The 22,606-nt window shown below is 70.7% G+C and carries 18 protein-coding genes; 9 read left to right on the top strand and 9 right to left on the bottom strand.

Annotation, left to right across the window (positions count from 1 at the left end; all coding sequences use genetic code 11):
* Positions 1 to 97 precede the first annotated feature (97 nt).
* The 5 genes from ACIQWX_RS32020 to ACIQWX_RS32000 all read left to right on the top strand — a co-directional run bounded on the left by ACIQWX_RS32020 (position 98) and on the right by ACIQWX_RS32000 (position 5,880).
* Positions 98 to 1,717, top strand: coding sequence for an FAD-dependent oxidoreductase (locus ACIQWX_RS32020; RefSeq protein ID WP_400879003.1), 1,620 nt, complete (start codon positions 98 to 100; stop codon positions 1,715 to 1,717).
* A 45-nt stretch (positions 1,718 to 1,762) separates the two neighbouring features.
* A complete protein-coding gene (locus ACIQWX_RS32015; RefSeq protein WP_400879000.1) occupies positions 1,763 to 2,818 on the top strand; it encodes a LacI family DNA-binding transcriptional regulator in 1,056 nt (351 codons plus the stop codon).
* Between the two features lie 74 nt (positions 2,819 to 2,892).
* Positions 2,893 to 4,182: an ABC transporter substrate-binding protein gene (locus tag ACIQWX_RS32010; protein WP_400878997.1), complete on the top strand. Its 1,290-nt coding sequence runs from the start codon at positions 2,893 to 2,895 to the stop codon at positions 4,180 to 4,182.
* A complete protein-coding gene (locus tag ACIQWX_RS32005; RefSeq protein ID WP_400878994.1) occupies positions 4,179 to 5,063 on the top strand; it encodes a carbohydrate ABC transporter permease in 885 nt (294 codons plus the stop codon). Before ACIQWX_RS32010 ends, ACIQWX_RS32005 begins: the two co-directional genes overlap by 4 nt.
* Positions 5,053 to 5,880: a carbohydrate ABC transporter permease gene (locus ACIQWX_RS32000; protein WP_400878991.1), complete on the top strand. Its 828-nt coding sequence runs from the start codon at positions 5,053 to 5,055 to the stop codon at positions 5,878 to 5,880. Before ACIQWX_RS32005 ends, ACIQWX_RS32000 begins: the two co-directional genes overlap by 11 nt.
* Here ACIQWX_RS32000 and ACIQWX_RS31995 read toward each other — a convergent pair.
* Together ACIQWX_RS31995 and ACIQWX_RS31990 are read right to left on the bottom strand one after the other, a co-directional pair.
* Complete coding sequence (locus ACIQWX_RS31995; protein ID WP_400878988.1) at positions 5,877 to 7,682, bottom strand: sensor histidine kinase; 1,806 nt, start codon at positions 7,680 to 7,682, stop codon at positions 5,877 to 5,879. The genes ACIQWX_RS32000 and ACIQWX_RS31995 overlap by 4 nt on opposite strands.
* Positions 7,672 to 8,367 (bottom strand): response regulator transcription factor, encoded by a 696-nt coding sequence (locus tag ACIQWX_RS31990; RefSeq protein WP_400878985.1) that lies wholly within the window; start codon positions 8,365 to 8,367, stop codon positions 7,672 to 7,674. The genes ACIQWX_RS31995 and ACIQWX_RS31990 overlap by 11 nt, the downstream gene beginning before the upstream one ends.
* 146 nt (positions 8,368 to 8,513) lie before the next feature.
* Here ACIQWX_RS31990 and ACIQWX_RS31985 point away from each other — a divergent pair, with 146 nt between their 5' ends.
* Complete coding sequence (locus tag ACIQWX_RS31985; protein ID WP_400878982.1) at positions 8,514 to 11,648, top strand: GH92 family glycosyl hydrolase; 3,135 nt, start codon at positions 8,514 to 8,516, stop codon at positions 11,646 to 11,648.
* Between the two features lie 60 nt (positions 11,649 to 11,708).
* Here ACIQWX_RS31985 and ACIQWX_RS31980 read toward each other — a convergent pair whose 3' ends face one another.
* The 3 genes from ACIQWX_RS31980 to ACIQWX_RS31970 all read right to left on the bottom strand — a co-directional run bounded on the left by ACIQWX_RS31980 (position 11,709) and on the right by ACIQWX_RS31970 (position 13,943).
* Entirely contained in the window at positions 11,709 to 12,722 is a 1,014-nt protein-coding gene (locus tag ACIQWX_RS31980; RefSeq protein ID WP_400878979.1) for a trypsin-like serine peptidase, read from the bottom strand.
* A 94-nt stretch (positions 12,723 to 12,816) separates the two neighbouring features.
* Positions 12,817 to 13,029, bottom strand: a complete 213-nt coding sequence (locus tag ACIQWX_RS31975) for a LuxR C-terminal-related transcriptional regulator (RefSeq protein WP_400878976.1) — start codon at positions 13,027 to 13,029, stop codon at positions 12,817 to 12,819.
* 53 nt (positions 13,030 to 13,082) lie between these two features.
* Positions 13,083 to 13,943, bottom strand: coding sequence for an esterase/lipase family protein (locus tag ACIQWX_RS31970; RefSeq protein ID WP_400878973.1), 861 nt, complete (start codon positions 13,941 to 13,943; stop codon positions 13,083 to 13,085).
* A 115-nt stretch (positions 13,944 to 14,058) separates the two neighbouring features.
* Here ACIQWX_RS31970 and ACIQWX_RS31965 point away from each other — a divergent pair, with 115 nt between their 5' ends.
* The 3 genes from ACIQWX_RS31965 (at position 14,059) to ACIQWX_RS31955 (ending at position 17,451) form a co-directional block, all read left to right on the top strand.
* Entirely contained in the window at positions 14,059 to 15,177 is a 1,119-nt protein-coding gene (locus tag ACIQWX_RS31965; RefSeq protein ID WP_400878970.1) for a PucR family transcriptional regulator, read from the top strand.
* A 162-nt stretch (positions 15,178 to 15,339) separates the two neighbouring features.
* Positions 15,340 to 15,747, top strand: coding sequence for a hypothetical protein (locus tag ACIQWX_RS31960; protein ID WP_400878968.1), 408 nt, complete (start codon positions 15,340 to 15,342; stop codon positions 15,745 to 15,747).
* A 477-nt stretch (positions 15,748 to 16,224) separates the two neighbouring features.
* The gene (locus tag ACIQWX_RS31955; RefSeq protein WP_400878965.1) at positions 16,225 to 17,451 is read left to right on the top strand and encodes a DUF222 domain-containing protein; all 1,227 of its coding nucleotides are present in this window, start codon (positions 16,225 to 16,227) and stop codon (positions 17,449 to 17,451) included.
* 549 nt (positions 17,452 to 18,000) lie between these two features.
* On the opposite strand, the gene ACIQWX_RS31950 is transcribed toward ACIQWX_RS31955, so the two are convergent.
* The 4 genes from ACIQWX_RS31950 to ACIQWX_RS31935 are packed head-to-tail and all read right to left on the bottom strand — an operon-like array spanning position 18,001 to position 22,602.
* Positions 18,001 to 19,623 carry a DUF885 domain-containing protein gene (locus tag ACIQWX_RS31950; protein ID WP_400878962.1) on the bottom strand — a complete coding sequence of 541 codons (1,623 nt, stop codon included), beginning with the start codon at positions 19,621 to 19,623 and terminating at the stop codon, positions 18,001 to 18,003.
* Positions 19,624 to 19,645: 22 nt separating this feature from the next.
* Complete coding sequence (locus ACIQWX_RS31945; RefSeq protein ID WP_400878960.1) at positions 19,646 to 20,416, bottom strand: IclR family transcriptional regulator; 771 nt, start codon at positions 20,414 to 20,416, stop codon at positions 19,646 to 19,648.
* A 53-nt stretch (positions 20,417 to 20,469) separates the two neighbouring features.
* Entirely contained in the window at positions 20,470 to 21,852 is a 1,383-nt protein-coding gene (locus tag ACIQWX_RS31940) for a GMC oxidoreductase (RefSeq protein ID WP_400878957.1), read from the bottom strand.
* 9 nt (positions 21,853 to 21,861) lie between these two features.
* Positions 21,862 to 22,602: an SDR family NAD(P)-dependent oxidoreductase gene (locus ACIQWX_RS31935; protein ID WP_400878955.1), complete on the bottom strand. Its 741-nt coding sequence runs from the start codon at positions 22,600 to 22,602 to the stop codon at positions 21,862 to 21,864.
* Positions 22,603 to 22,606 lie beyond the last annotated feature (4 nt).

The raw sequence follows: 22,606 nt of genomic DNA, 5'->3' as shown, positions 1-22,606 counted from the left end.
GAATGAGTCATTCATTACACCCGCCCTTGACGCCCGGCCCGCCCGCGTCGCACCATACCCGCGTAGTAATTCGAATTATCAGCGCCGGGAAGGGCTCATGAGGGAACTGGACACGGAGATCCTGGTGATCGGCGGGGGACTCGGCGGGGTCGCCGCCGCGCTGGCCGCGGCGAATCGGGGCCGGCGCGTCGTGCTCACCGAGGAGACCGACTGGCTCGGCGGGCAGCTCACCGCCCAGGCCGTGCCGCCGGACGAGAACCCCTGGATCGAGCGCTTCGGCTCCACCCGCACCTACCGCGACCTGCGCGCGGGCATCCGCGACCACTACCGCCGCCACTACCCGCTGCGCGCGGAAGCCGCGAAGCACCCGGAGCTGAACCCCGGCGCGGGCCGGGTCAGCAAGCTCTGCCACGAACCCCGCGTCGCGGAGGCCGTCATCGAGGCCATGCTCGCGCCGCACGTCAGCGCCGGGCGGATCCACGTCCTGCGGAACCACCGGCCGGTCGAAGCGCACACGACACAGGATCGCGTCGACGCCGTGACGCTCGAGAACGGCGAAGAACGGATCACCGTCAAAGCCCGGTACGTCCTCGACGCCACCGAGAACGGCGACCTCCTGCCGCTCACCGGCACCGAGCACGTGACCGGCGCCGAATCGAAAAAAGAGCACGACGAACCGCACGCCCCGGAAGAAGCCGCCCCGGCCAACCTGCAGGGCATCACCTACTGCTTCGCGGTTTCCCACCACGAAGGCGAAAACCACGTCATCGACCGGCCGGAGATGTACGGCTTCTGGCGTGACTACCAGCCGGACTTCTGGCCCGGCCCGCTGCTCGGCTTCGTCGCCCCCGACCCGCGGACGCTCGAACCGGTGAAGCGCACCTTCGTCCCGAACCCGCCCGGCGACCCCCTCGCCGTGAGCGCCGACCAGAGCGCCGACGCCGGTGACAAGGAGCTGTGGGCCTTCCGCCGCATCCTCGCCCGCAACCTGCACACCGAAGGCGCGTTCGGCTCCGACATCACGCTCGTCAACTGGCCGCTCAACGACTACTGGCTCAAGCCCGCGCTCACGATCCCCGGCCACACGACCGAAGCCGACGTCGGAACGGCGCACCGCGAAGCCAAGCAGCTCAGCATGTCCGTCTTGTACTGGCTGCAGACCGAAGCGCCCCGCGCGGACGGCGGCACCGGCTTCCCGGGGCTCAAGCTCCGCCCCGACGTCACCGGCACGAAGGACGGCCTCGCGAAATCGGCGTACGTCCGGGAAGCGCGGCGGATCAAGGCGGTCACGACCGTCACCGAGCACGACGTCTCGGCCGAAATCCTCGGCGTCGACGGCCGGGTGCGCCGCGCGGACGCCGTCGGCGTCGGGAGCTACCGGATCGACCTGCACCCGTCGACCGGCGGGGACAACTACATCGACGTCGCCAGTGTGCCGTACGAGATCCCGCTGGGCGCGCTGCTGCCCATCCGCACCAAGAATCTGCTGCCCGCGGGTAAGAACATCGGCACCACGCACATCACGAACGGCTGCTTCCGGCTGCACCCGGTCGAGTGGAACATCGGCGAGGTCGCCGGGCTGCTCGCGGCCTTCGCGATCAGCGAGGACGTCGAGCCGAAGGCCGTCCGGGAAGACACCCGGCTCTTCGAGGACTTCGCGCGCGTGCTGGACGCCGCCGGGGTGGAACGCCGGTGGCCGGAAGTGCGGGGTTACTGACCGTGCCGCCGGTAAGGTCTGGCGCAGTCGCGGAGGGAGTCACGGATGACGGCGGGTTCGGGCCGGGTCACGCAGGCCCAGGTGGCGCGCCTGGCCGGCGTCTCGCAGGCCGTCGTGTCCATGGTGCTGAACGGCTCCGACAGCCTGCGCGTCACCCCCGAGACCCGCGACCGGGTGCAGCAGGTGCTGCGCGAAACCGGCTACACGGTGGACATCATGGGCCGCCGGCTGCGCGGCGGGTCCAACCAGATCCTCGGCGTCTTCACCTACGAGTCGGTGTTCCCCTCCGGCGTGGCCGACTTCTACCGGCCGTTCCTGCTCGGCATCGAGGAGGAGGCCGAGGCGCAGGGCTTCGACCTGCTGCTGTTCACCAGCGGTGGCCGCCGCGACGGGCGCCGCCGCATCTACGAGGCGGGCACGAACCGGCTGCGCATCGCCGACGGCTCGATCCTGCTCGGCCGCCACAACGACCCCCAAGAACTCGCGCAGCTCGTCGAGGAGCAGTTCCCGTTCGTGTTCGTCGGCCGCCGCGAGTCGCCGACCGGGCCGATCAGCTACGTCGGCGCGGACTACGTCGCCGCCACCCGTGAGGTCCACGAACGGCTGTGGGGCCTCGGGCACCGCCGGATCGGCCTGCTCAGCGTGACCGAGGAGAACGAGCCGACGCTCGATCGCCGCAGCGGTTACGAGGCCGCCGCGCGCAAGCACCGCCGCGCGCCGCTGGTCTTCGTCGCCGACGACCCGGCGATCGCGCTGCGCCAGGCACTCGACGAGGGCGTCACGGCGTTGCTCGTCGAGAGCTCGGCGATGGCCGACGGCATCCTGGCCCGCGCGCGCGAACTCGGCCTCGGCGTGCCCGGCGATCTGTCCATAGTGGTGCTCGGGGACGCCGACCCGTCGCAGCAGCCGCACGCGCACGCCGTGCCGAGCACCGGCACGGACTGGTCGATGTTCCGCATCCCGCGCCACGAAATGGGCGTGCACGCCGTGCGCGTGCTCGTCGGGCTGCTGAAGAACCCCAAGCCCCGCCAGCTGCTCCTGCCGTGCACGATCCACGAGGGCGCCACCACGGCGAGACCCTCCACAACAGACTCCCGCTGAGGCTCAGGCAGCCTGTTGACAGCACTAGCGGCCGCGCTTACGGTCGCTGCTAATTCGAATAACCAGGAGGCATCGTGGCCTACCGGAGAATCCGGCTGCTCGCCGCGGCCCTGTCCGCCGTCGCACTGGCTTCGACGGCGTGCTCGGGCGGCGCCGGCGACGACAAGGACATCGCCCTGCGCATGACGGTCTGGACGACCGACAAGAACCAGCTCGCCCTCTTCGACTCCATCGCCGCCGAGTACCGCACGGCCCACCCGGAGGTCGCGTCGGTCAAGTTCGACGTCGTCCCCGGCGACACCAGCGCGTACTCGGCCGCGCTCACCACCCAGCTCTCCGGCGGCAACCCGCCCGACCTGGCGTGGATCCTCGAGCGCGACGCCCCGGACTTCGTCCAGTCCGGTGCCCTCACGAACCTCAAGCCCACTTTGGACGGTGCCGCCGGGTACAACGCCGCGGAACTCGTGCCGTCCGCGACGAAGCTGTGGACCAAGGACGGCGGCCTGTACGCCTACCCGTTCTCGACGTCGCCGTTCGGCATGTTCTACAACAAGAACCTGCTCACCCAGGCCGGCGTGACCCAGACCCCGGACCAGCTGCTCGCGAGTGGACAGTGGACCTGGGACGCGGCTCGGCGGATCGCCACCCAGGTCGCCGCGAAGGACACCGGCAAGGCCGGCCTGGTCATCCGCGAATTCGAGTACAAGCAGTGGGTGCTGCTCGCCTCGGTCTGGCGCGGCTTCGGCGCCGACGCGTGGGGCCCGGACGGCAAGTCCTGCGGGTTCACCTCCCCGGAGATGACGTCCGCGATGACGTTCCTGCACCAGGCGATCTTCACCGACAAGGCGCTGCCCGGCCCGGGCACGACGGCGGACTTCTTCGCCGGCGAAAGCGGCCTGACCATCGCGCAGATCAGCCGCGCCGGCCTGCTCAAGGCCAAGCCGTTCGAGTGGGGGATCGTCCCGCTGCCCGCCGGCCCGAAGGCGAGCGCCCAGGTCATCGGGCAGGCCGGGATCGGCGTCCCGGTCAAGGGCAAGCACGCCGAGGCCGCCGCGGACTTCCTCGCGTTCTTCACCAACCCGGCCAACTCGGCGAAGCTCGGCCAGTACTTCCCGCCGGCCCGCGACAGCCTGCTCAACGCCGCCACCCTGGCCAAGGCGAACCCGCTGTTCAGCCAAGAGCAGCTGCAGAACGTCGTCGTCAACGGGATCAAGACCGGCGCGGTGCTGCCGTCGCACACCGGGAGCGCGCGGATCGCGTCGCTCGTCCAGTCCGCTTTGGACCCGATGTGGAAGCCGGACGCGAACGTGCCCGCCGCGCTGGCCGGCGTCTGCCAGGCCATCGACCCCGCGTTGAGCCAGTGACCCTCACTTCGAAGAAGCGCGACGAGCTGGCGGGGTGGTTCTTCATCGCCCCGCAGGCCCTCGGGTTCCTCGCCTTCGTCGTCGCACCGCTGGTCGCCGTGGTCTGGTACAGCTTCCAGGACGTCAACCTGCTGGCCGGGACGTCGACGTTCACCGGTGCGGACAACTACGCCAAGCTCTTCGACGACCCGACCGCGCCGAAGGTCGCCCGCGCGACGGCGATCTTCTGCGTCGGCCTGGTCGTCCTGAACCTGGCGCTCGCATTGTCGCTGGCCTTGCTGCTCAACCTGAAGCTGCGCGGCACCACGGTGTTCCGGACGGTGTTCTTCTCGCCGGTGGTCGTCACGCTGGTCGCGTGGACGATCGTCTGGAACTTCCTCCTGCAGGACAACGGCGGGATCAACTCGCTGCTGCAGACGATCGGCGTCGACGGGCCGAACTGGCTGCGCGGCAACGGCACCGCGATGCTGTCGGTGATCGTCGTGCAGGTGCTGAAGAACGTCGGGCTCAACATGGTCCTGTTCCTCGCCGCGCTGCAGGGGATCCCGGCGTCCATCATGGAGGCGTCGCAATTGGACGGTGCCGGCCCGTGGCGCCGGTTCCGGTCGGTGATCCTGCCGATGATCAGCCCGACCACGCTGCTGACGGCGATCATCACCGTCGCCGGCGCGCTGCAGGTGTTCGCGCAGATCCAGGTGCTGACCCTCGGCGGGCCCGCCGACAGCACCAACGTGCTGGTCTTCTACTTCTACCAGCAGGCGTTCGCCAACCACGACCTCGGCTACGGCTCCGCGCTGGCCGTCGTGCTGTTCCTCGTCATCCTCGTGCTCACGCTGCTGCAGTGGCGGATGCGGAAGCGGTGGGTGTTCCATGAGTCGTAGGGCCAAGATCGCGTGCTACGCGGTGATGGTCGTGCTGGCCGTGCCGTTCGTGTTCCCCACCTGGTGGATGATCACGGCGTCGCTGCTGCCGGCCAACGAGGTGCTCGCGTACCCGCCGAAGCTGTTCCCGAACCAGCCGCAGTGGGAGAACTACCGAGTCGCGTTCACCGACTTCCCGTTGGCGCGGCAGTACTTCAACAGCCTGTACATCGCGGTGCTCGTCACGCTGGGCACGATGTTCTTCTCCTCGCTGGCCGGGTACGCGTTCGCGCGCATCCGGTTCCGCGGCGAGAAGCTGTTCGCCCTGATCCTCATCGGGCTGATGGTGCCGAGCGAGGTCACGATCATCCCGCTGTTCCGGCTGGTCGACGACCTCGGCCTGACGAACACGCACTGGCCGTTGATCGTCGTCCCGATCTTCGGCGCACCGAGCGTGCTGGCGACGTTCGTGATGCGGCAGTTCTTCATCACGATCCCGGGCGAGCTGGAAGAAGCGGGCCGGCTGGACGGGCTGTCGCGGTTCGGGCTCTACCGGCGCGTCGCCCTGCCGATCGCCAAGCCCGCGCTCGCCGCGGTCGCCATCTTCACGTTCCTCACCACGTGGAACTTCTTCCTGGAACCCCTCGTCTACCTGACCGACAAGGACATGTTCACGCTGCCGGTGGCGCTGACGCAGTACGTCGACGTCTACGGCGGCCACCTCTGGAACGTCCAGCTCGCCGCCGCGACCACCACGGTCGTGCCGGTGCTCATCGTGTTCATCATCGCGCAGCGCCAGTTCGTCGAAGGGCTCGCCCAGAGCGGCCTCAAAGGCTAGGAGCTTTCCCGGGGAAGCTCCGCCCGGGGGAGGGTGACGGTGAAGGTCGATCCGTTGTCCACTTCGGATTCGACCGTCACGGTGCCGCCGTGGGCCTGCACGAGGTGGCGCACGATGGCGAGGCCGAGCCCGCTGCCGCCGGTCTGGCGACTGCGGGACTTCTCGGCCCGCCAGAACCGGTCGAACACGTGCGGCAGGTCCTCGGCGGCGATCCCGGTACCGGTGTCCGCGACGGCGATCAGTACCTCGTCCACAGTGGACGACACGTGGATCGTCACGCGGCCGCCCGCCGAGGTGTGGCGGACCGCGTTGGTCACCAGGTTGCCGACGATCTGGCGCAACCGCACCGGGTCGGCGGTCAGCTCCGCCGAGCCGTGCGGGGAAACGGTGAGCGTCACCCCGGCCGCGGCGGCCCGGTCGGCGTGCGCGGCGGCGACGTGGCCGGCCAGCTCGGCCGCGTCCACCGGCTCCGGGTGCAGCCGCAGCCGCCCGGCGTCGGCCGCGGCGAGGTCCTGCAGGTCCTCGACGATGTGCTGCAGCAGCACGGTTTCCTCGAGCAGCGACGTCGACAGCGCCCGGTCGAACGGCAGGTGCCCGTCCTCGGCGGCCTCCAGCCGGCCGCGGATGACGTTGAGCGGGTTGCGCAGCTCGTGGGCGATGTCGCTGACCATCGCCTTGCGCTGCTCCTCGATGCGTTCGCGGCGCGCGGTGAGGTCGTTGAACGCGGCGGCGAGGTAGCCGACCTCGTCGCGGGACTTCACGGGCGCCGGCCGGTCCTGCTTCGCGGCCTCGGTGAGCGCACGCAGCGGCCGCGACAGCCGCCGCGCGACCAGCACGGTGATCGCCGCCGCCAGCACCAGTACGCCGCCGGTCACCGCGAGGATCCGCGTGAGGTTTTCCTTCGACAGCGTGAACGTCGGCAGCTGCGACCCACCGGGACCGAGCGTGAAGAGCAACGCGGGCGGCGCGACGAACGGCGTCAGCTGCGCGCGGCGGGCGGAGTCGACACAGGCTCGGCTCGGCCCTTGGTCGGCGACGCCGAGAGCGTCGAAGTCGAGGCCCAGCTTCACCTGCTCGGCGCCTTGGGCCTGCAGGCAGCGGTTCACGGCTTCGTCGAGGCCGGCGAGCGCGGCCTGCTCGGTCGGCGTCGGGGTGGCGAGGTCGTAGATGCCGCACTTGGCCGCGAAGTAGCGGGCGGCGAGCGGGTCGAGCCCGGTGAGCTGCGGCCGGCCGCTCGCCCCGGCGCGCACCTGGCTGGGGAAGCCGAAGGAGGTGAGGCACGCGGCCGCCTTCCGCGCCAGGCCGTCGAGGTCCTGGCGCTCGTCGGCGGGCAGCCGGAACGGGCCGGCCGCGCGCGGGTCGATGCCGCTGGTCCCGGCCTGCGGCAGCAGCACCGGGTCGACGTGCAGCGGGTCGACCGACGCCGTCGCCTTCACCGGCAGCGTGACCGGCTCGCCACCGGAGTCGCCCAGGACCCGGCGGTCGAGCGTGGTCAGCACGATCCGGCGGCCGGTGCCGGCGGACAGCTCCCGCAGCCGCGGGCCGACCTGGTCCCAGGTGTGGTTTGCCGCGGCGAAGCCGATCAGCTCGGTGTAGATGGTCGCGTCGCCCGACAGCGCCTGACCCTGCTCCTGCTGGATCGCGCGGGTGGTCGTCTGCACGGCCAGCCACGCGGTCGCGGCGATCGAGCCAAGCGCGATCAGCAGGGAGACCGCTGTCAGCCGGACGACGAGGCTGCGCCGAAGGGGGAAGCTGTGCTGATGCGCCCTCGGCTGAGAAGCGCGCCTCGGGCTAGGCGTCATTTTCCGCCGTCAGCTTGTACCCCACGCCGAAGACGGTCCGCAGGTAGACGGGCTTCTGCGGGTCGGGTTCGAGCTTCTTGCGCAGGTTGAGGACGTGGACGTCGATGATCCGGGTGCTGACGAACCGGTCGTCGCCGCGGGTCAGCTCCAGCAGCTGCCGCCGGGTGAACACGCGCCCGGGCTGCCGGATGAGCGTCTCCAGCAGCTGGAACTCGCCCGGGGTGGTCTCGACCGGGCGGCCGTCGACCGACACCTCGTGCCGGACCGGGTCGAGCCGCAGGGCACCGGCTCGCAACGCGGGGTCGGGCGGCTCGCTGCGGGCCGACGTGCGGCGCAGCAGCGTGCGGACCCGGGCCATCAGCTCGCGCGGGCTGTAGGGCTTGGTCAGGTAGTCGTCGGCGCCGAGGTCGAGGCCGAGGAGCAGGTCCTCCTCGGTCGCGCGGGCGGTCAGCATCAGCACCGCGACGTCGGACTCGCCGCGCAGGATGCGGCAGACGTCCAGGCCGTCGACCTTGGGCATCATCACGTCGAGGACCAGCAGGTCGGGCCGCTCGCGGCGGGCCTCCTCGAGGGCCGCGCGGCCGTCCGGGGCCAGCACCACGGTGTGACCTTCGCTCTCGAGGTAGAGGCGGAGGACTTCGGCCTGCTTCTCGTCGTCCTCGGCGACCAGTACACGTGCGCACACGGCGTCGAGGTTAGGCGTCCTGACACGGTCACCACCGCATCCTGACCGGATCTTCATACGTTGAGGGCACGAGCCAGGTCTTTGTCAAAGTGTTGACCCCGGGCTCGGTGACCGGCAAAGGTCGGATGACAGCTCTGGGAGGCACGGTGCGATACAAATTCACGGCGGCGCTGGTCGCGACGGCGGTGATCGGGGCGCCCGCCATCGCCTCGGCGGCGCCGACAACGTTGTCACCGCTGGTCGGGGACCCGGCGGCCTACGTCGACCCGCTGATCGGCACCGGCCGCGGCGGCAGCTCGGTCGGCGAGATCAACAACTTCCCCGGGCCGGCGGCGCCGTTCGGGATGATGCAGTTCTCGCCGGACACCCAGGGCGCGTACGCCGGCTACCAGTACCACTCCGACCAGATCCGGGGTTTCAGCCTCGACCACGCCTCGGTCGGCTGCAACGCGTTCGGCGACGTGCCGCTCCTGCCGGTCACCGGCGACGTCGGCAGCGCGCCGTGGGACCGGACCGAGCACTTCAGCCACGACGGTGAGCAGGCCGAGCCCGGCTACTACGCCGTGACGCTCGCCGACTCGAACGTCCGGGCCGAGCTGACCGCGACGACCCGCACCGGGCTCGCGACGTTCACCTACCCGGCCGGTTCGACGCCGCAGGTGCTGGTCAAGGGCGGGGCGAGCCTGGCCGGGAACTCCGCCGCGACTCTGCGGGTCACCGGCGATCGCGAGGTCAGCGGGTCGGCCACCACCGGCAACTTCTGCGGCAAGGGCAACCACTACACCGTCTACTACGACATCACGTTCGACCAGCCGTTCACCGCGCACGGCACGTGGGACGGCTCGTCGGTCAAGCCGGGCACGGACAGCGTCGACTCGCCGCGCGCGGGGGCGTACCTGACGTTCGGTTCGCCGACCGTGCACGCGAAGGTGTCGATGTCCTATGTGGGCGTCGACGGCGCGAAAGCCAACATGGCCGCGGAAGTCCCGGGCTGGGACTTCGGCGCGGTCCGGAAGTCCACAAGGGACAAGTGGACGCAGGCGCTGGGCAAGATCCGCGTCGCCGGCCGGGACACCGCGCAGCTCAAGACGTTCTACACCGCGCTGTACCACTCGCTGCTGCACCCCAACACTTTTGATGACGCCGATGGGCGTTACATCGGCTTCGACAACCAGATCCGGACGCTGCCCGCGGGACGGCACCAGTACGCGAACTTCTCCGACTGGGACACCTACCGCTCGCTCGCGCCGTTGCACGCCATGCTGTTCCCGAAGGAAGCCAGCGACATGGCGCAGTCGCTGACGAACGACGCCGTGCAGGGCGGCTGGTGGCCGCGCTGGCCGATGGCGAACGGCTACACCGGCCAGATGACCGGCGACAGCTCGGTCGCGCTGATCTCGAACCTCTACGCGTTCGGGGCGCGCGACTTCGACGTCAAGACGGCGCTGAAGTACCTGGTCAAGGGGGCGACTTCGGTCGACGAAACGCCGGGTGCGTATCAAGAACGCCGCGGCATCGCGGACTACGTCGCTCGCGGGTACCTGCCGAACAACGACGCTTCCCGCGGTGACCACGCGCGCGTCGGCGCGTCGATCACCTTGGAGTGGGCGATCGACGACTTCGCGATCGCGCAGTTCGCCCAGGGCATCGGCGACCGCGACGTCGCGCGCGAGTTCACCAAGCGGGGCCAGAACTGGCAGAACATCTTCAACCCGCTGACCGGCTACCTGCAGCCGCGCGGGCAGGACGGCCGCTTCCCGGACGGCCCGGCCTACGTCCCGCCGGCGCCCGGAAAGTTCGGCCAGGACGGCTTCGACGAGGGCAACGCCGCGCAGTACACGTGGCTGGTGCCGCAGGACCCGGCCGGTCTCGTGCAGGCGATGGGCGGGCCGGCCGCGACCGCGTCCCGTTTGGACACTTTCTTCCAGAAGCTGAACGTCGGCCCGAACGAGCCGTACATGTGGGCGGGCAACGAGCCCGACTTCGGTGTCCCGTGGCTGTACAACCACGTCGGGCAGCCGTGGAAGACGCAGCAGGTGGTCCGCGAGATCGCGACGACGCTGTTCAGCGCTACCCCGGACGGCGAGCCGGGCAACGACGACCTCGGCGCGCAGTCGTCGTGGTACGTCTGGGCCGCGCTCGGCATCTACCCGGCCACCCCGGGGACGCCCGACCTGGTCGTGCACAGCCCGCTGTTCGAGCGTGCTCTCTTGAGCCTGCCGAACGGGCGGACGCTCGACATCCGCGCGCCCCAGGCGCCGGCGACCTACGTCCACTCGCTGTCGCTGAACGGCCGGGACTGGGACAAGACGTCCCTGCCCGCCGGTACGGTCCGCGACGGTGGCCGGCTGGACTTCTCGCTCGTGTCCACTCCGGACAAGCGGTGGGCGGCCGGTTCGACGCCTCCGTCCTATCGGGACAGTGAGAAGCCGTTCCTGGCGTCGGCGACCAACCAGGTCGTCGTCTCGCCCGGGAGCACCGGCGAGGCCACGATCAGCGGCCAGCGGCTCGGCGGGCACGACCGCGTGCTCGACGTGAAGGCTCAAGCGCCGGCCGGGATTTCGGTGTCCGGGCCGCGGCAGCTGCGGCTCGACGACCGGACCGGCAGCGGTACCGCGAAGCTGACGGTGTCGGTGGCCGCCGGGACGCCCGAGGGTTACTACCAGGTGCCGGTGACCGTCCGCGGCGGCTCGACGTCGGTGCCGGGCTCGGTGATCGTGTTGGTCGCGCCTCCGGGTGGGCTGGCGGCGGCGTACTCGAACGTCGGCATCTCGGACGACGGCGATACGGGCTCGGCGGACATCGACGGCGCCGGGAACAGCCTGTCGCGGCAGGCTCTGGCTTCGGCCGGGCTAGTGGGCGGTCAGACCTCGCAAGCGGTCGGGACGTCGTTCGTGTGGCCCGCCGCGCCGGCGGGACGTCCGGACAACGTCGTCCCGGCCGGGCAGACGATCCGCCTTTCGGGGACGCGGCTGTCGTTCATCGGCACGGCTTCGAACGGCGACCACCGGGCGTCGGCGACGGTGACGTTCACCGACGGCACGACCGCGTCGGCGGATTTGTCCTTCGGCGACTGGGTGTTCCCGGGCGGCGGCACGGACCCGGTGTTCGGCAACACCCTGGTGGCCCGCACGGACCACCGCAACCAGCCGGGCGGCCAGGGTGGCGGGGCGTCGGTCTACGCGACGGCGCCGTTCGACGCCCCGGCGGGGAAGCAGATCGCCTCGGTGACCCTGCCTTCGGACCCCGACCTGCACGTGTTCGCCATCGGCCTCGGCTGAACGACGTCGTGAGTGAGAAACAGTGTTCTAACCCTGTTTCTCACTCACGACGGGTGTGGGTCAGGCGGCTTGCTGGGCGTTGTAGACGTTGATCGCCGCGTCGCCGAAGTGCGGGCTGCGTTCCTCGTCCGAGTTGTCGTCGGAGTGGTAGCTCACGTTGCCGACGAGGTAGCCCCAGCCGCGGGACAGCTGCAGGTCGTCGAGCCAGGGACCGCCGCTCGCGCCGTGGCCCTGGTCGCAGTGGATCGCTTGCTGGTCCGGCTGGAACGGCCAGATCCCCGGCCGCCAGGTCGTCCCGGTGCAGTAGCGCAGCTGCTGGCCGGTGATGCCGGTGCGGGCCGGGTGCGTGTCGGACGGGTAGCCGAACTCGTAGACGGTCCAGTCGTAGCCCTGGCCGAACTTGTAGCCCTGCCAGCCGGTCACGTTGGCGACGCTGACGCCGGCCCGTGGCCAGAGCGTGATGGCGGCGAAGTCGTAGTCGCTGTCCTTGCCGTCGAAGTAGCCGTTCGGCGCCGACACCGACTTCCAGCTCCACCGGCCCAGCGGCTCACCGGAGCCGGCATAGTCCGGGACGAAGACGAAGTTGCTGTACCAGTGCTTCGCGCCGTCGGTCACGCAGTGCCCGGCGGTCCAGATCATGCTGCGGTTCGCCGAGTTGATGACGCTCGCGGTGCACTGGTAGCCGCCGTCGGGCTTGTCGAAGTACAGCTTGCCGACGGTCGTCGCGGGCATCTGGCCGTGCGCGGTCCAGACCTGCGACTGGCTGAGCGACGTCAGCGCGTCCGGACGCGGCTGCCCGGGCTTCGTCACCGCGGCGCCCGGCGCGGACTGCGCGGGCAGGACGTACGACTGCGGTTCGGCACCGTGCTGTTCGCGCGGGACGTCGACCGGCTTGGCCGCCCGCATCCGTTCGGGCGTCCACGAGCTGAGCACGTCCTTCTCGGCCGCGGTCGACTGCTGGACGACCGCGGCGGAAGCTTTCCCCGGCACCGCGGGTGTTCCCGCCTGCGCCGTGCCGTGGACCAGCAAACCCCCGAGCGCCACGACGGCGGCGACGCCTGCCCATCTCCTCATTCCGGCTCCTCCCCGTTCCGGGCGGCGGTTCCGCCCGGCAGCCAGCCTCCCGCCGCGGGCGCGGCGCCGACACTGGACCTTGGAGTTGCGCCGTTCAGGGGAGGCGGCACGCCACCGACCCGGCCTGCAGCCGCGATTCGACGCGCAGCTTGATCAGGATGTTGCTGACGTGGAACTTCACCGTCCGTTCGCTGATGCCCAGCCGGCGGGCGATGCCGCGGTTGGAGAGGCCGTGGCCGAGCAGGCCGAAGATCTCGCGCTCCCGCCGGCTCAGCCGCTCGACGCGTTCGAAGACGCCGTCGTTCATCTGTTCCCCCTCTTCTCGCACCGAGAAGAGGGGAAGAGCGCGAGTGCAGATACTCAGCCGGGGGAGCCGACGGCGCAGACCTTGATCGGCGCCGCGTGCGCGGGGTCGAGGGCGTTGCGGACCAGGTGCCAGACGTTGAGGTCGTAGGCCTCGCCGATGTGGCCCACCGGGTCGAACGGGCAGAAGTCCTGGACGTACTGGTTCTTGACGCCCGGCTCGCGGACGAACGACGTCTCGGTCGGCGTCACCAGCTCGTCGTAGCGCGAGGTGATGATCGTGTAGCCGATGCCGGGCTGCGCGACCGGACCGGTGTTCAGCGCGACGACCGCCGCGCCGCCGTCCAGCTCGTCGGCGAAGATCGGAAGCCCGATGGTCCGGACGATCGTGTCCCACGTGCTCTTGCCGAGCAGGGTGTAGGCGAGCGTCAGGAGGCCGGACGCGTTCGCGCCGTGCGTCGGCGGGGCGATCGCGACGACGTTGCCGATTTCGCTCTGGATGCCCTGCATCTTGGCCAGGTAGAGCGACTGCAGGCCGCCTTCGGAGTGCCCGACGACGTCGACCTTCGCCGCGCCGGTGGCCGCGCGGACCTTTTCGACGAAGGCCTTGATCTCCAGCGACGACTCCGCGACCGGCTTCAGCCCGCCGACGAAGGGGAACTGCGGGTAGGCGCCGTAGGTGAGCGAGAACGTGCAGTAACCGCGGGCGGCGAGGTCGGCCTGGAGGAAGTTGAGGTCCTCGTAGTAGGTGGCGAAGGTGCCGTGGAGCAGGACGACCGGGTTGGGGTGGGCCGCGCCCGGGCGGCAGCCGAAGTCGTTGTTCCCGCCGCCGGCCGCCTGGGCCGGGACGGCGGCGCCCAGCGTCAGCACGCCCGCCAGGCCGATCGCGGCCAGCCATCGTTTCGTTCCCCGCGCCATTGCGAAGTCCTTTCGTCTGGTGGTGTGCACAGCATGCGCCCGTTGATCAACGCTGTCTGCTGGCAAAACGCGCAGAAACTTGCCCTGGCCGTTTGTGCATGGTGACAATGTGGAGGTGGATGCCGTCGAGGCGCTCTTCCCGCGGTCCGGGGAGATCGCCGCCGCGATGATCGCCCGGTGCGCCGCCGAGATCCCGGCGTACCGGCTGCTGCCGGCGAGCGTGCTGGAAGGCGACCTGGTCGCCAACGCGACGGCCGTGTTCGAGCTGTTCTTGACGACGGTGGCGGAGGACCGCCTGCCGACGTCGGGGGAGCTCGCTCTGCCGATTGCGTGGGGTGCCGAGCGGGCGCGTGACGGCTTGCCGCTGGAGGCCGTGCTGCAGATCTACCCGCTGGCCGCTCGGGTGGCGTGGGAGCAGGTCGACGGCGACCGCGCGCTGCTCGGCGCGCGAATGCTGTCCTTCCTCGGCGAGGTGATGCCGCGCGTCGCCGCGGCGTACCTGCGCGAGCGCGACGACCTCGACTGGGAGGAGCGCGAGGACCGGCAGCACCTCACCGCCAACCTGCTCGCCGGCCGTCCGGTGGGACGCCGGGACTTGGCCGAGGCGTACGACGTGGTCGTGTTCCGCCTGTCCGCGCTGCCGACGTCCTCGAATTCCCGCGCGGCGACGGACTTGTTCCGCGCGGTGCGGTCCGAGTTGGACAGTCAGCCGGACGTGCTGGTGACGTTCAAGGACGGCGGCGGCGTGCTCCTGGTGCCGACTTCGTCGTCCGCGGAGGAGGTGGCGTCCCGAGTGGACGGAGTCTGTGGCCGCCCGTGCACCGCGGCGACCGCCCGGGCGTCGTCACACGCTCATATCCCTGTTGCTTTTGCGTCGGCGTTGGAAATCCTCGAGCTGGCGGAGAGTTTGGGTCGGCCGCCGCGGCTCTACCGGTTGGCGGATTTGGCCATCGAGTACCAGATCGCCCAGCCGAGCCCGGCCCGGGAAGCGCTGGCTTCCGTGCTGTCGCCGTTGGCGGATCACCCGCATTTGATCGACGCTCTGCGCGCTTTCGTGACTACTGGCTACAACCGCGGCGAAGCGGCGTCGACGTTGAGTATTCACCGCAACACGCTGACGTACCGCTTGGGACGCATCCAGTTGCTGACGGGCTACGACGCGACGCAGCCGTCGGACGCCCGCCACTTGGCCGCCGCGATGACGGCTTACGACATCGTGCGCCGGAACGGGTGAATCCCACGGGATAACACTTGGGTCGCGGTTCCGTGGTTCCCGTGCGTTTCCGGGCCGGCCGGCCGATTCCAGGGGCGGACAAGGAAGAAGTTGATTCCCATGAGATCCGCCGCCATTTTCGTCTTGATCCTCGGGGGCGCTGCCGCGTGCGGGGTGCCGTCCGTGGTCGGTGTGCCCGTGCCGGTTGCGGTGACACCGCCGTCGACCAGTACTGCCGTGGTCGCGGTGCCGCAGACGGTGTACGTGCCGCAGCCCGCTTACACGGCGCCCGCGGAAACGTCGGAGGCGCGCACGGTGGTCGCGTACTACGACGCGATCAACCGCCGCGACTTCGCCACGGCGTGGTCACTCGGCGGCAGCCGCCTCGCGGGCGGTGGCAGTTATGCCAAGTACGTCAACGGTTTCGCGACGACGTCGTGGGACACTCTGACGGTGACCGGCGTCCGCGGGAGCACGGTTTCCGTTGTGCTGTCGGCCGTCCAGACCGATGGCAGCACGCGGACTTTCGCCGGCACGTACACCGTTTCCGGTGGCGTCATCACCGGTAGCCACATGACTCGGACGAAATGAGCTCATTCATGCGTCTTTTCCGCGCTGTAGTTGTTCTTTCCGTCGTGATGGGTTTGGCTGCGTGCGGGTTGCCGCGGACGATCTCCGGTCAGCCTGCGGTGTCCACAGTGGTCACCACCGCGCCGAGTGTCACGGTGGTGCCGCCGCAGACTGTCGTCGTTCAGCCGCCACAGACTGTCGTCGTCGAGCCGAAGGGGCCTTCGGGTCAGTGGTACGCCCAGTCGAGCTGGATCAACGCGCAGCCGTGGATCACGATCACGCCGGCTGCCGGTCAGACGCCTTGCCAGTGGTTGCATGCGCGGGGTTACTCGTACGCGCAGGCTTACGCGGCTTGGGCGCAGAACGGGTACCCGGCGAACTGGTCGGCGACTGGGGATGGTTATCCGTGTCAGAAGTCTTACGGTATGCAGCATTAGGTATGATCAGTTCGCTCGTTCGCGTGATGATCGTGTGTTCGGGTTCGGCTAACCTTGTTGTATGGCAACGGAAACGGCGTGGAAGACGGATGCGATGGCCTTGGCTGATCGTATCTCCGTGCTGCTTACCGTTGTGCGGTCGGCTGAGGCTGAGATCGGTGCTCTGCTGGTGGAAATCGAGTCCCGCGGTGTAATGGAACTCTTCGGCTATCGCTCTGTTTCCCGGCTGCTCGAGCACTTGGCCGACATCCCGAAGTCCGCGGCCGAGGCGGTGGTCAATCGAGCCCGTGGGTTGCACGGTGGTCATCACCTCGACAGTCCGCCCGCCGTGGCTCCCTCGACGGCGGCTGCCCCTTCTTCGGGCCGCCTGAGCAACCCGATGATCGACACCATCGTCGGAGCGTTGACCGAGATCCCCCTTGAGCACCGTGACGATGCCGAGCAGCACCTGCTGGCCTTGGCCGAGAATGCGGGTTACAAGCAGGTCGCCGCCCTCGGCGCGCGGATCGTGGCGCACCTGGACCCCGACGGCCCCGAACCCGACACCACCGAACCGCCGGTCCCCAGTCGAGAACTCTCCTTGCGCCGCAAGAGAACCGGGGTATGGGAGCTGCACGGCCGGTTCGACGACGAGACAGGAACCCGAGCGAGCGCCCTATTGGACTCGTTGGCCGAACGCCGCACAGGCACCAACGAGGCGGGCGACCACCGCTCGCCCCAGGAACGCTACGGGGACGCCTTCTCCGACGCGATCGACCTGGCCCTCAACTCCCCAACTCTGCCGATGCAGGCAGGGGAACGAGCCCACGTGATGGTCGCGGTCCACCTGAAGGACCTGAAGTCCGGCCTCGGCGAGGCCACCCTCGGCGACACGGGCACGATGTCGGCGGCCGAGGCGCGGGTCCACGCGTGCGACAGCATGATCATCCCAGCAGTGCTCGGTGAGAAAAGCGAGCCGTTGAACTTGGGCCGCCTCCGCCGCCTGATCTCCGCGGGCCTGCGCCGAGCGCTGTACCTGCGCGACCGAGGCTGCGCATTCCCCGGCTGCCACCGCCCACCCCGCCACTGCCAAGGCCACCACATCCGCCACTGGGCCGAGGGCGGCCCGACAGACCTGCACAACTTGGTGTTGATGTGCGCCCACCACCACCGATTGCTACACCGTTCAGGTTGGGAGGTCCGCATCGCCGCCGACGGCCTGCCGGAGTTCCTGCCTCCTGCGTTCCTGGACAGGGAACGAAAACCCAGGCGCAACAACTTGCACCAACCGCTGCCATTCGCAGCGTGAGACAACCGAAGATGGGAAAGGCCCGCAGCCAGAAGGCTACGGGCCTACACCCACGTCCGCAGTCGACGCCACCAGTTCTCGGAGTCGGCTTGCACTGCGGTGTTCGACGATGAGCGGCCGCCGGAGCTTGAAGTCCGCCGGCTTCAAGCTCCGGCAGGCACCGCCATCCGTCGATGCCGCCCGTTCCCGTTGTCGCCCCGCGCCGCGGTGTCTGGCGACGAGCGGTCTCCGGCGCCCGTGTCCGCTGTCGATGCCGCCCGTTCCCGGATCGGCCTGCGTTGGGTGTCCAGCGATGACCACTGTCGCCTTCCCGGCGTAGGCCCACACCTGGTTGGCACTGAGGCTGTTCGTCGCTAGCGCGGAACCGCAGCGTCTCGCGGCCAGCCTGCCGTGCTGGGACTGGCCAATGCCTCGGAGCCTGCAGTCCGCTGGGTTGCCTCTGGTGGGCTCCGGCGCCCGCCGCCGTTGATGGCACCCGGTCCCGGAGTCGGCCTGCGTTGTGGAGTCCGGCGATGAACAGCCCAGGAACCCCGGCGGCCGACCAAACCGCTAACCCACCCAATCGCGGACAACCTCCTCCAGCACCGACAACGGCACCGGCCCACCGCCGAGCACCACCCCATGGAAGTCCTTCAACGAAAACCCCTCCCCAAGCGCCTCCGCAGCGAACCGGCGCAAGCGCAAAATCTCCAATCGACCAGTCATATAAGCCAACGCCTGGCCAGGGCACTCGATGTACCGATCCGTCTCCGACTGGACCTCCACCTCACTCAACACCGTGTGCTCCCGCAAGAACGAGACACACCGCGAACGCGGCCAGCCCAACGCGTGCAAACCCGTGTCCACCACCAGCCGCGCCGCTCGGACCGAATCCTCGGCCACCATCCCAAGCCTCATCAAATCACTCGAAAACAAGCCCATCTCGTCGGCCAGCCGCTCGGAATACAACCCCCAGCCCTCGCCGTACGCCGTCACCGGGGCTATTCGGCGCAACAGCGGCAGGTCCGTCAGCTCCTGGGCCAGCGAGACCTCGAAGTGGTGCCCCGGCACGGCTTCGTGGAACGCCACCGTCTCCGCGATGAACCGGTCGCGCGTCCGCACCTCGTGCGTGTTCGTGAAGTACATCCCCGGGCGCGAGCCGTCGAGGGCGGCCGGTAGGTAGTACGCCGGGGCCGCGACCGGTGCGTCGGCCGACGGGACCGCCCTGACCACGCACTCGGCGCGCGGTGTGCGGTGGAACCAGTCCGGTGCTGCCGCCGTTGCCCGGGCCACCGCTGACCGCGCCGTCTCGAGCATCTCCTCCGCGTCGCGCCAGCGGAGGGTCTCGTCCGTCCGCAGACGGCGGCGCACCTCGGCCGGGTTGGTCAGGCCGAACTCTCGGCCGCCGATCTCGGAATACTCGGCCTCCAGACCGGCGAGCACCTCGAGACCCAGCTGGTGCAGCTCGTCCGGCGTGTGGCGAGTGGTCGTGTGCATGCGAGCCAACGCCGCGTAGTGCGTCGAGCCGTTCTCGAGCCAGCAAAGGCCCGGGCGGTCGTCGGGGCGGCCGTGCCCGACGACGTCGGCTACCAAGAACTCCCGGTAACGCGTCAACGCCGGCCGGACCGCCTCGGCCACCAAGCGGTCACGGCGCTCGCCTCGGCCGTCCGTCAGCGGCTGGGCGAACAGCTCCTCCTGCGCCAGGTACCGGTCCAGGAACGCGACCGCGTTGCGCGCGTTGCGGTCCACCGGTGTCCGGCCCGCTCGCACGCCGTCGAGTTGGCGCTGCGCCAGCGCCGTATAGAACGCCGGGAGCGCGGCCAGCCGCGTCAGGTAGTCCTCCTCGGCCTCTGCGCCGGACGGCGTGAGCTGCGGCAGGAACGACAGGTGGCTGATGCCGACCGCGAACATCGGGTCGGCGAGGGTGAACTCCACGACCCGCGCGTCGAGCTGCGTGAGCACGGCCTCCGCCTGCTGGACGACGACGCCGAGCGTCACCCGGTCCGCGTCCGTCGAGGCCCGGGCCCGCGCGAGGACGTCGGCGGCTCGCTCGCGGATCCGGGCGTGCCCGGCTTCGGAAGGGTCGGGCAGCTCGGCGTCGTGACCGGGGATGCCCACGAAGGTGGCTTCGAGCGGCATCAACGTGCCCAGCACGTCCAGCAGTTCGTCCGCGAGCGCGGTGGCGGAGGTCATCTCCCCATTCTGTCGGCGCCGCTCAGCCGCGATCCAGGGGATTTCGCACCGGCGCGAGCGCCAGCTCCCGGGACAGCGCCAGCGCCGCCGTCCGGACCGCCGGGGCGAGCCGGTCGAGGTCGAGCTTCGCCGCGTTGCCCGTGATCGACAGCGCCGCTAGGACCCGGCGGCGCGCGTCGAACACCGGCGCGGCGACCGCCGACACGCCGACCTCGTACTCCTCGTGGTTGACGCCGTAGCCGCTCGCCGCCGCGCGGCTCAGCTCCTGCCGCAGCCGGCCGGGCGCGACGATCGTGCGCGGCGTCCAGCGCGCCAGCCCGCCGACCGCGACCCGGCGGAACCAGTCGGGCGAGCCGAGCGCGAGGAACACCTTGCCGGTCGCGGTGCAGTGCAGCGGCAGCTTGCCGCCGACCTGCGACTCGATCGGCATCGACCGGCGGCCGCTCACCTTCTCCAAGAACAGCGTGTGCGGGCCGTCCTGCACCGCGAGGTGGATGTTCTCGTGCGTCGCCTCGTACAGGTCCTCCAGGTACGGCAGCGCGGCTTCGCGCAGGTCACGCCGTCGCGGCACGCGCTGGCCGAGCTCGAACAGCTTCATGCCGAGCCGGTAGCGGCCGTCGGTGCGCTCCAGCCCGCCCCACCCGACCAGCTCGGCGGCCAGCCGGTGCACGGTCGGCTTCGGCAGGCCCGTCCGCGCCGTCAGCTCGGCCAGCGACAACGTCGTGTCGGCCGAGGCGAACGCGTCCAGCAGCGTCAGGCCGCGGGCGAGCACGGACTTCGGCGGGCCGGTCATCCCGTGATGATGAGCCGGTGGTCCCGGCGAGGCAACGCCGGTGAGCCGAGCGGTCACCGGATCGCCTCGGCGACCTTCGCGGCCAGCGCGCGCACAGTCAGTTCGGGGGCGACCGAAAGCACGGCCGGCAGCAACGACGCGTCGGCGACGTACAGGCCGTCGACGTCGTGGGACCGCCCGTCCGGGCCCACGACCGAGCGGGCCGGATCATCGCCCATCGGCGCGCCGCCTTGCGGGTGCGCCGCGAACAGGCCACTCCACACGACATCCCGGGCCCCGGCCGCGCGCAGGCGCTCCACCGCGAACTCCAGAGCCCCGGCCAGCCGTCGCCGCTCGGCCGCGGAGAACCGCTTGCCCACGACGACCTCGCCTTCGACGCCGAGGCCGGCGACGGCCGTGTTGTCGTCGGTGACCAGCACCCGCACGCCCGTCCAACCCGGGTGGCCGCGCACGACCTCGGCCAGCCGGCCGCCCCACAGCGGCCGGTGCCCGGTGTCGACGAGGCCGGCGGCGAAGGCGACCGGGTCGGGCAGCGCGGCCGGTTCGGCGGCGAACCCCGCGCCCGCGTGGCGGGCCGGTGCCCGGGCGTGCAGGCCGTACACCAGCCGGGCCGGGCGCAGGCCCAGCGTCCGCCCGGTCAACCGCGCCGACGGTGCGTCGATTTCGGCGGTTTCGTGGGTCTGCAACAGGATCCGGGGGGTCGCGAGCGGACCGGCCGCGAGCACCACGACCGGGGCCAGCAGCACGCCGTCGTCCCCGTCGCACGTGTAGGCGACGCCCGTCGCCTTCGGGCGCGGACCCGACGTGTCGACCAGGACGCGCCGGACATCGTGCCGACGGCGCACCCGCGCCCCGGACGCCGGCACCGGGCGTTCGTACCACGGTTCGAGGTCGGCCGGCCCGAACGGGCCCGCCGCGCCGAGCAGCCCGGTGCGCTCGTGGAACTTCGCGACGTCCGACGCGGGTGCGCGCTCGGCCCTCGCCGGGCCGGACGCGGTGGGCGGCCCGATCGACTCTTCGTCCACTGTGGACACGAAACAGGCGCGGCCGGGGCCGCTGTCGAGCAGCAGCACGTCGGCCCCGCGCGCGGCCAGCACCGCGGCGATCGCCCCGCCGCCGGCGCCGACGACCAGCACATCGGCCCGATCGGACCCTCGCCGGCCCGGCGGCGCGTGGTCGCCGTAGCCCGCTTCGATCGCCAGCTGCCGGAACCGGTCGAAGGCGGCGCTCCCGGCCAGCCGGGCCAGCGACGGCGCGTCCGCGACCCCCGCCATGACCCCGATCGCCGCGTGCACCGCGTCCTCGTCGGCGGGGGACAGGCCGGGCAGGGTCGCGGCGAGGTACCGGTCCGGCCGGGCGGCGGCGGAGCCGGGGACGAGCAGCTCGCACACCCGCGTCACCACGGCCGCCTCGCCGGCGCCCAGCAGCTGGCTCACACCGCCCCCTCAATGGAACGCCGACCCGCCGTCCACGTTCAGCATCTGGCCGGTCAGGAACCCGCTGCCCTCGTCGCAGACGTACCGCAGCGTCGACACCAGGTCCGCCGGGCTTTCCGTGCGCGGGACCGCCTGGCTGGCCCGGACGCGCTCGAACCCGCCGCCGGCGCCGGTCGTCCGCGCGGCGGTCGCGGTCGTCACCAGCCCGGGCGCGATGGCGTTCACCGTGATCCCGTCCGGGCCGACGGCGTTGGCCAGCGCGCGCGTGAACCCGACCAGCCCCGCCTTCGACGTCGTGTAGGCGACCAGGTCCGGCGGGCCGAGGAAGACGACGGCCGACACGATGTTCACGACCCGGCCCCAGCCGGCGGCCCGCAGGTGCGGCAGCGCGGCCCGGGTGACCAGGAACGGGCCCTCCAGGTTGAGCCGCATGACGTCGCGCCAATCGTCCACAGTGGTCTCTTCGAACGTGATCGGCGGGTAGATCCCGGCGTTGTTCACGACGATGTGCAGCGCGCCGAAGGCGGTCACGACCTGCTCGACGGCGGCTTCGACGGCGACCGGGTGCGTCACGTCGACCGTCACCGGCAGGAACTCCCCGCCCGCGGCGACCACCCGCGCGGACGTCTCGGCCTGGTCGGCCACGTCCCAGCCGGCCACGCGGTGACCGAGCCCGGCGAGCGCGACGGCGAACTCCTGGCCGAGCCCGCGGGCGGCCCCGGTGACCACGGCGACGCGGCTGGACGGCATGGCG

The organism is Amycolatopsis sp. NPDC098790, assembly GCF_044759945.1.
In the GTDB taxonomy this organism is placed as follows: Bacteria; Actinomycetota; Actinomycetes; order Mycobacteriales; family Pseudonocardiaceae; genus Amycolatopsis.
Note: the sequence above shows the minus strand (reverse complement) of the source record. Positions and strands in the feature narration are given on the sequence as shown.

Bases quoted from the DNA above. Each gene is read 5' to 3' on its own strand.
- ACIQWX_RS31970 (WP_400878973.1), bottom strand. From the start codon at position 13,943: ATGGCGCGGGGAACGAAACGATGGCTGGCCGCGATCGGCCTGGCGGGC.
- ACIQWX_RS32015 (WP_400879000.1), top strand. From the start codon at position 1,763: ATGACGGCGGGTTCGGGCCGGGTCACGCAGGCCCAGGTGGCGCGCCTG.
- ACIQWX_RS31935 (WP_400878955.1), bottom strand. From the start codon at position 22,602: ATGCCGTCCAGCCGCGTCGCCGTGGTCACCGGGGCCGCCCGCGGGCTC.
- ACIQWX_RS31945 (WP_400878960.1), bottom strand. From the start codon at position 20,416: ATGACCGGCCCGCCGAAGTCCGTGCTCGCCCGCGGCCTGACGCTGCTG.
- ACIQWX_RS32000 (WP_400878991.1), top strand. From the start codon at position 5,053: ATGAGTCGTAGGGCCAAGATCGCGTGCTACGCGGTGATGGTCGTGCTG.
- ACIQWX_RS31950 (WP_400878962.1), bottom strand. From the start codon at position 19,623: ATGACCTCCGCCACCGCGCTCGCGGACGAACTGCTGGACGTGCTGGGC.
- ACIQWX_RS31955 (WP_400878965.1), top strand. From the start codon at position 16,225: ATGGCAACGGAAACGGCGTGGAAGACGGATGCGATGGCCTTGGCTGAT.
- ACIQWX_RS31995 (WP_400878988.1), bottom strand. From the start codon at position 7,682: ATGACGCCTAGCCCGAGGCGCGCTTCTCAGCCGAGGGCGCATCAGCAC.
- ACIQWX_RS32020 (WP_400879003.1), top strand. From the start codon at position 98: ATGAGGGAACTGGACACGGAGATCCTGGTGATCGGCGGGGGACTCGGC.
- ACIQWX_RS31980 (WP_400878979.1), bottom strand. From the start codon at position 12,722: ATGAGGAGATGGGCAGGCGTCGCCGCCGTCGTGGCGCTCGGGGGTTTG.
- ACIQWX_RS31975 (WP_400878976.1), bottom strand. From the start codon at position 13,029: ATGAACGACGGCGTCTTCGAACGCGTCGAGCGGCTGAGCCGGCGGGAG.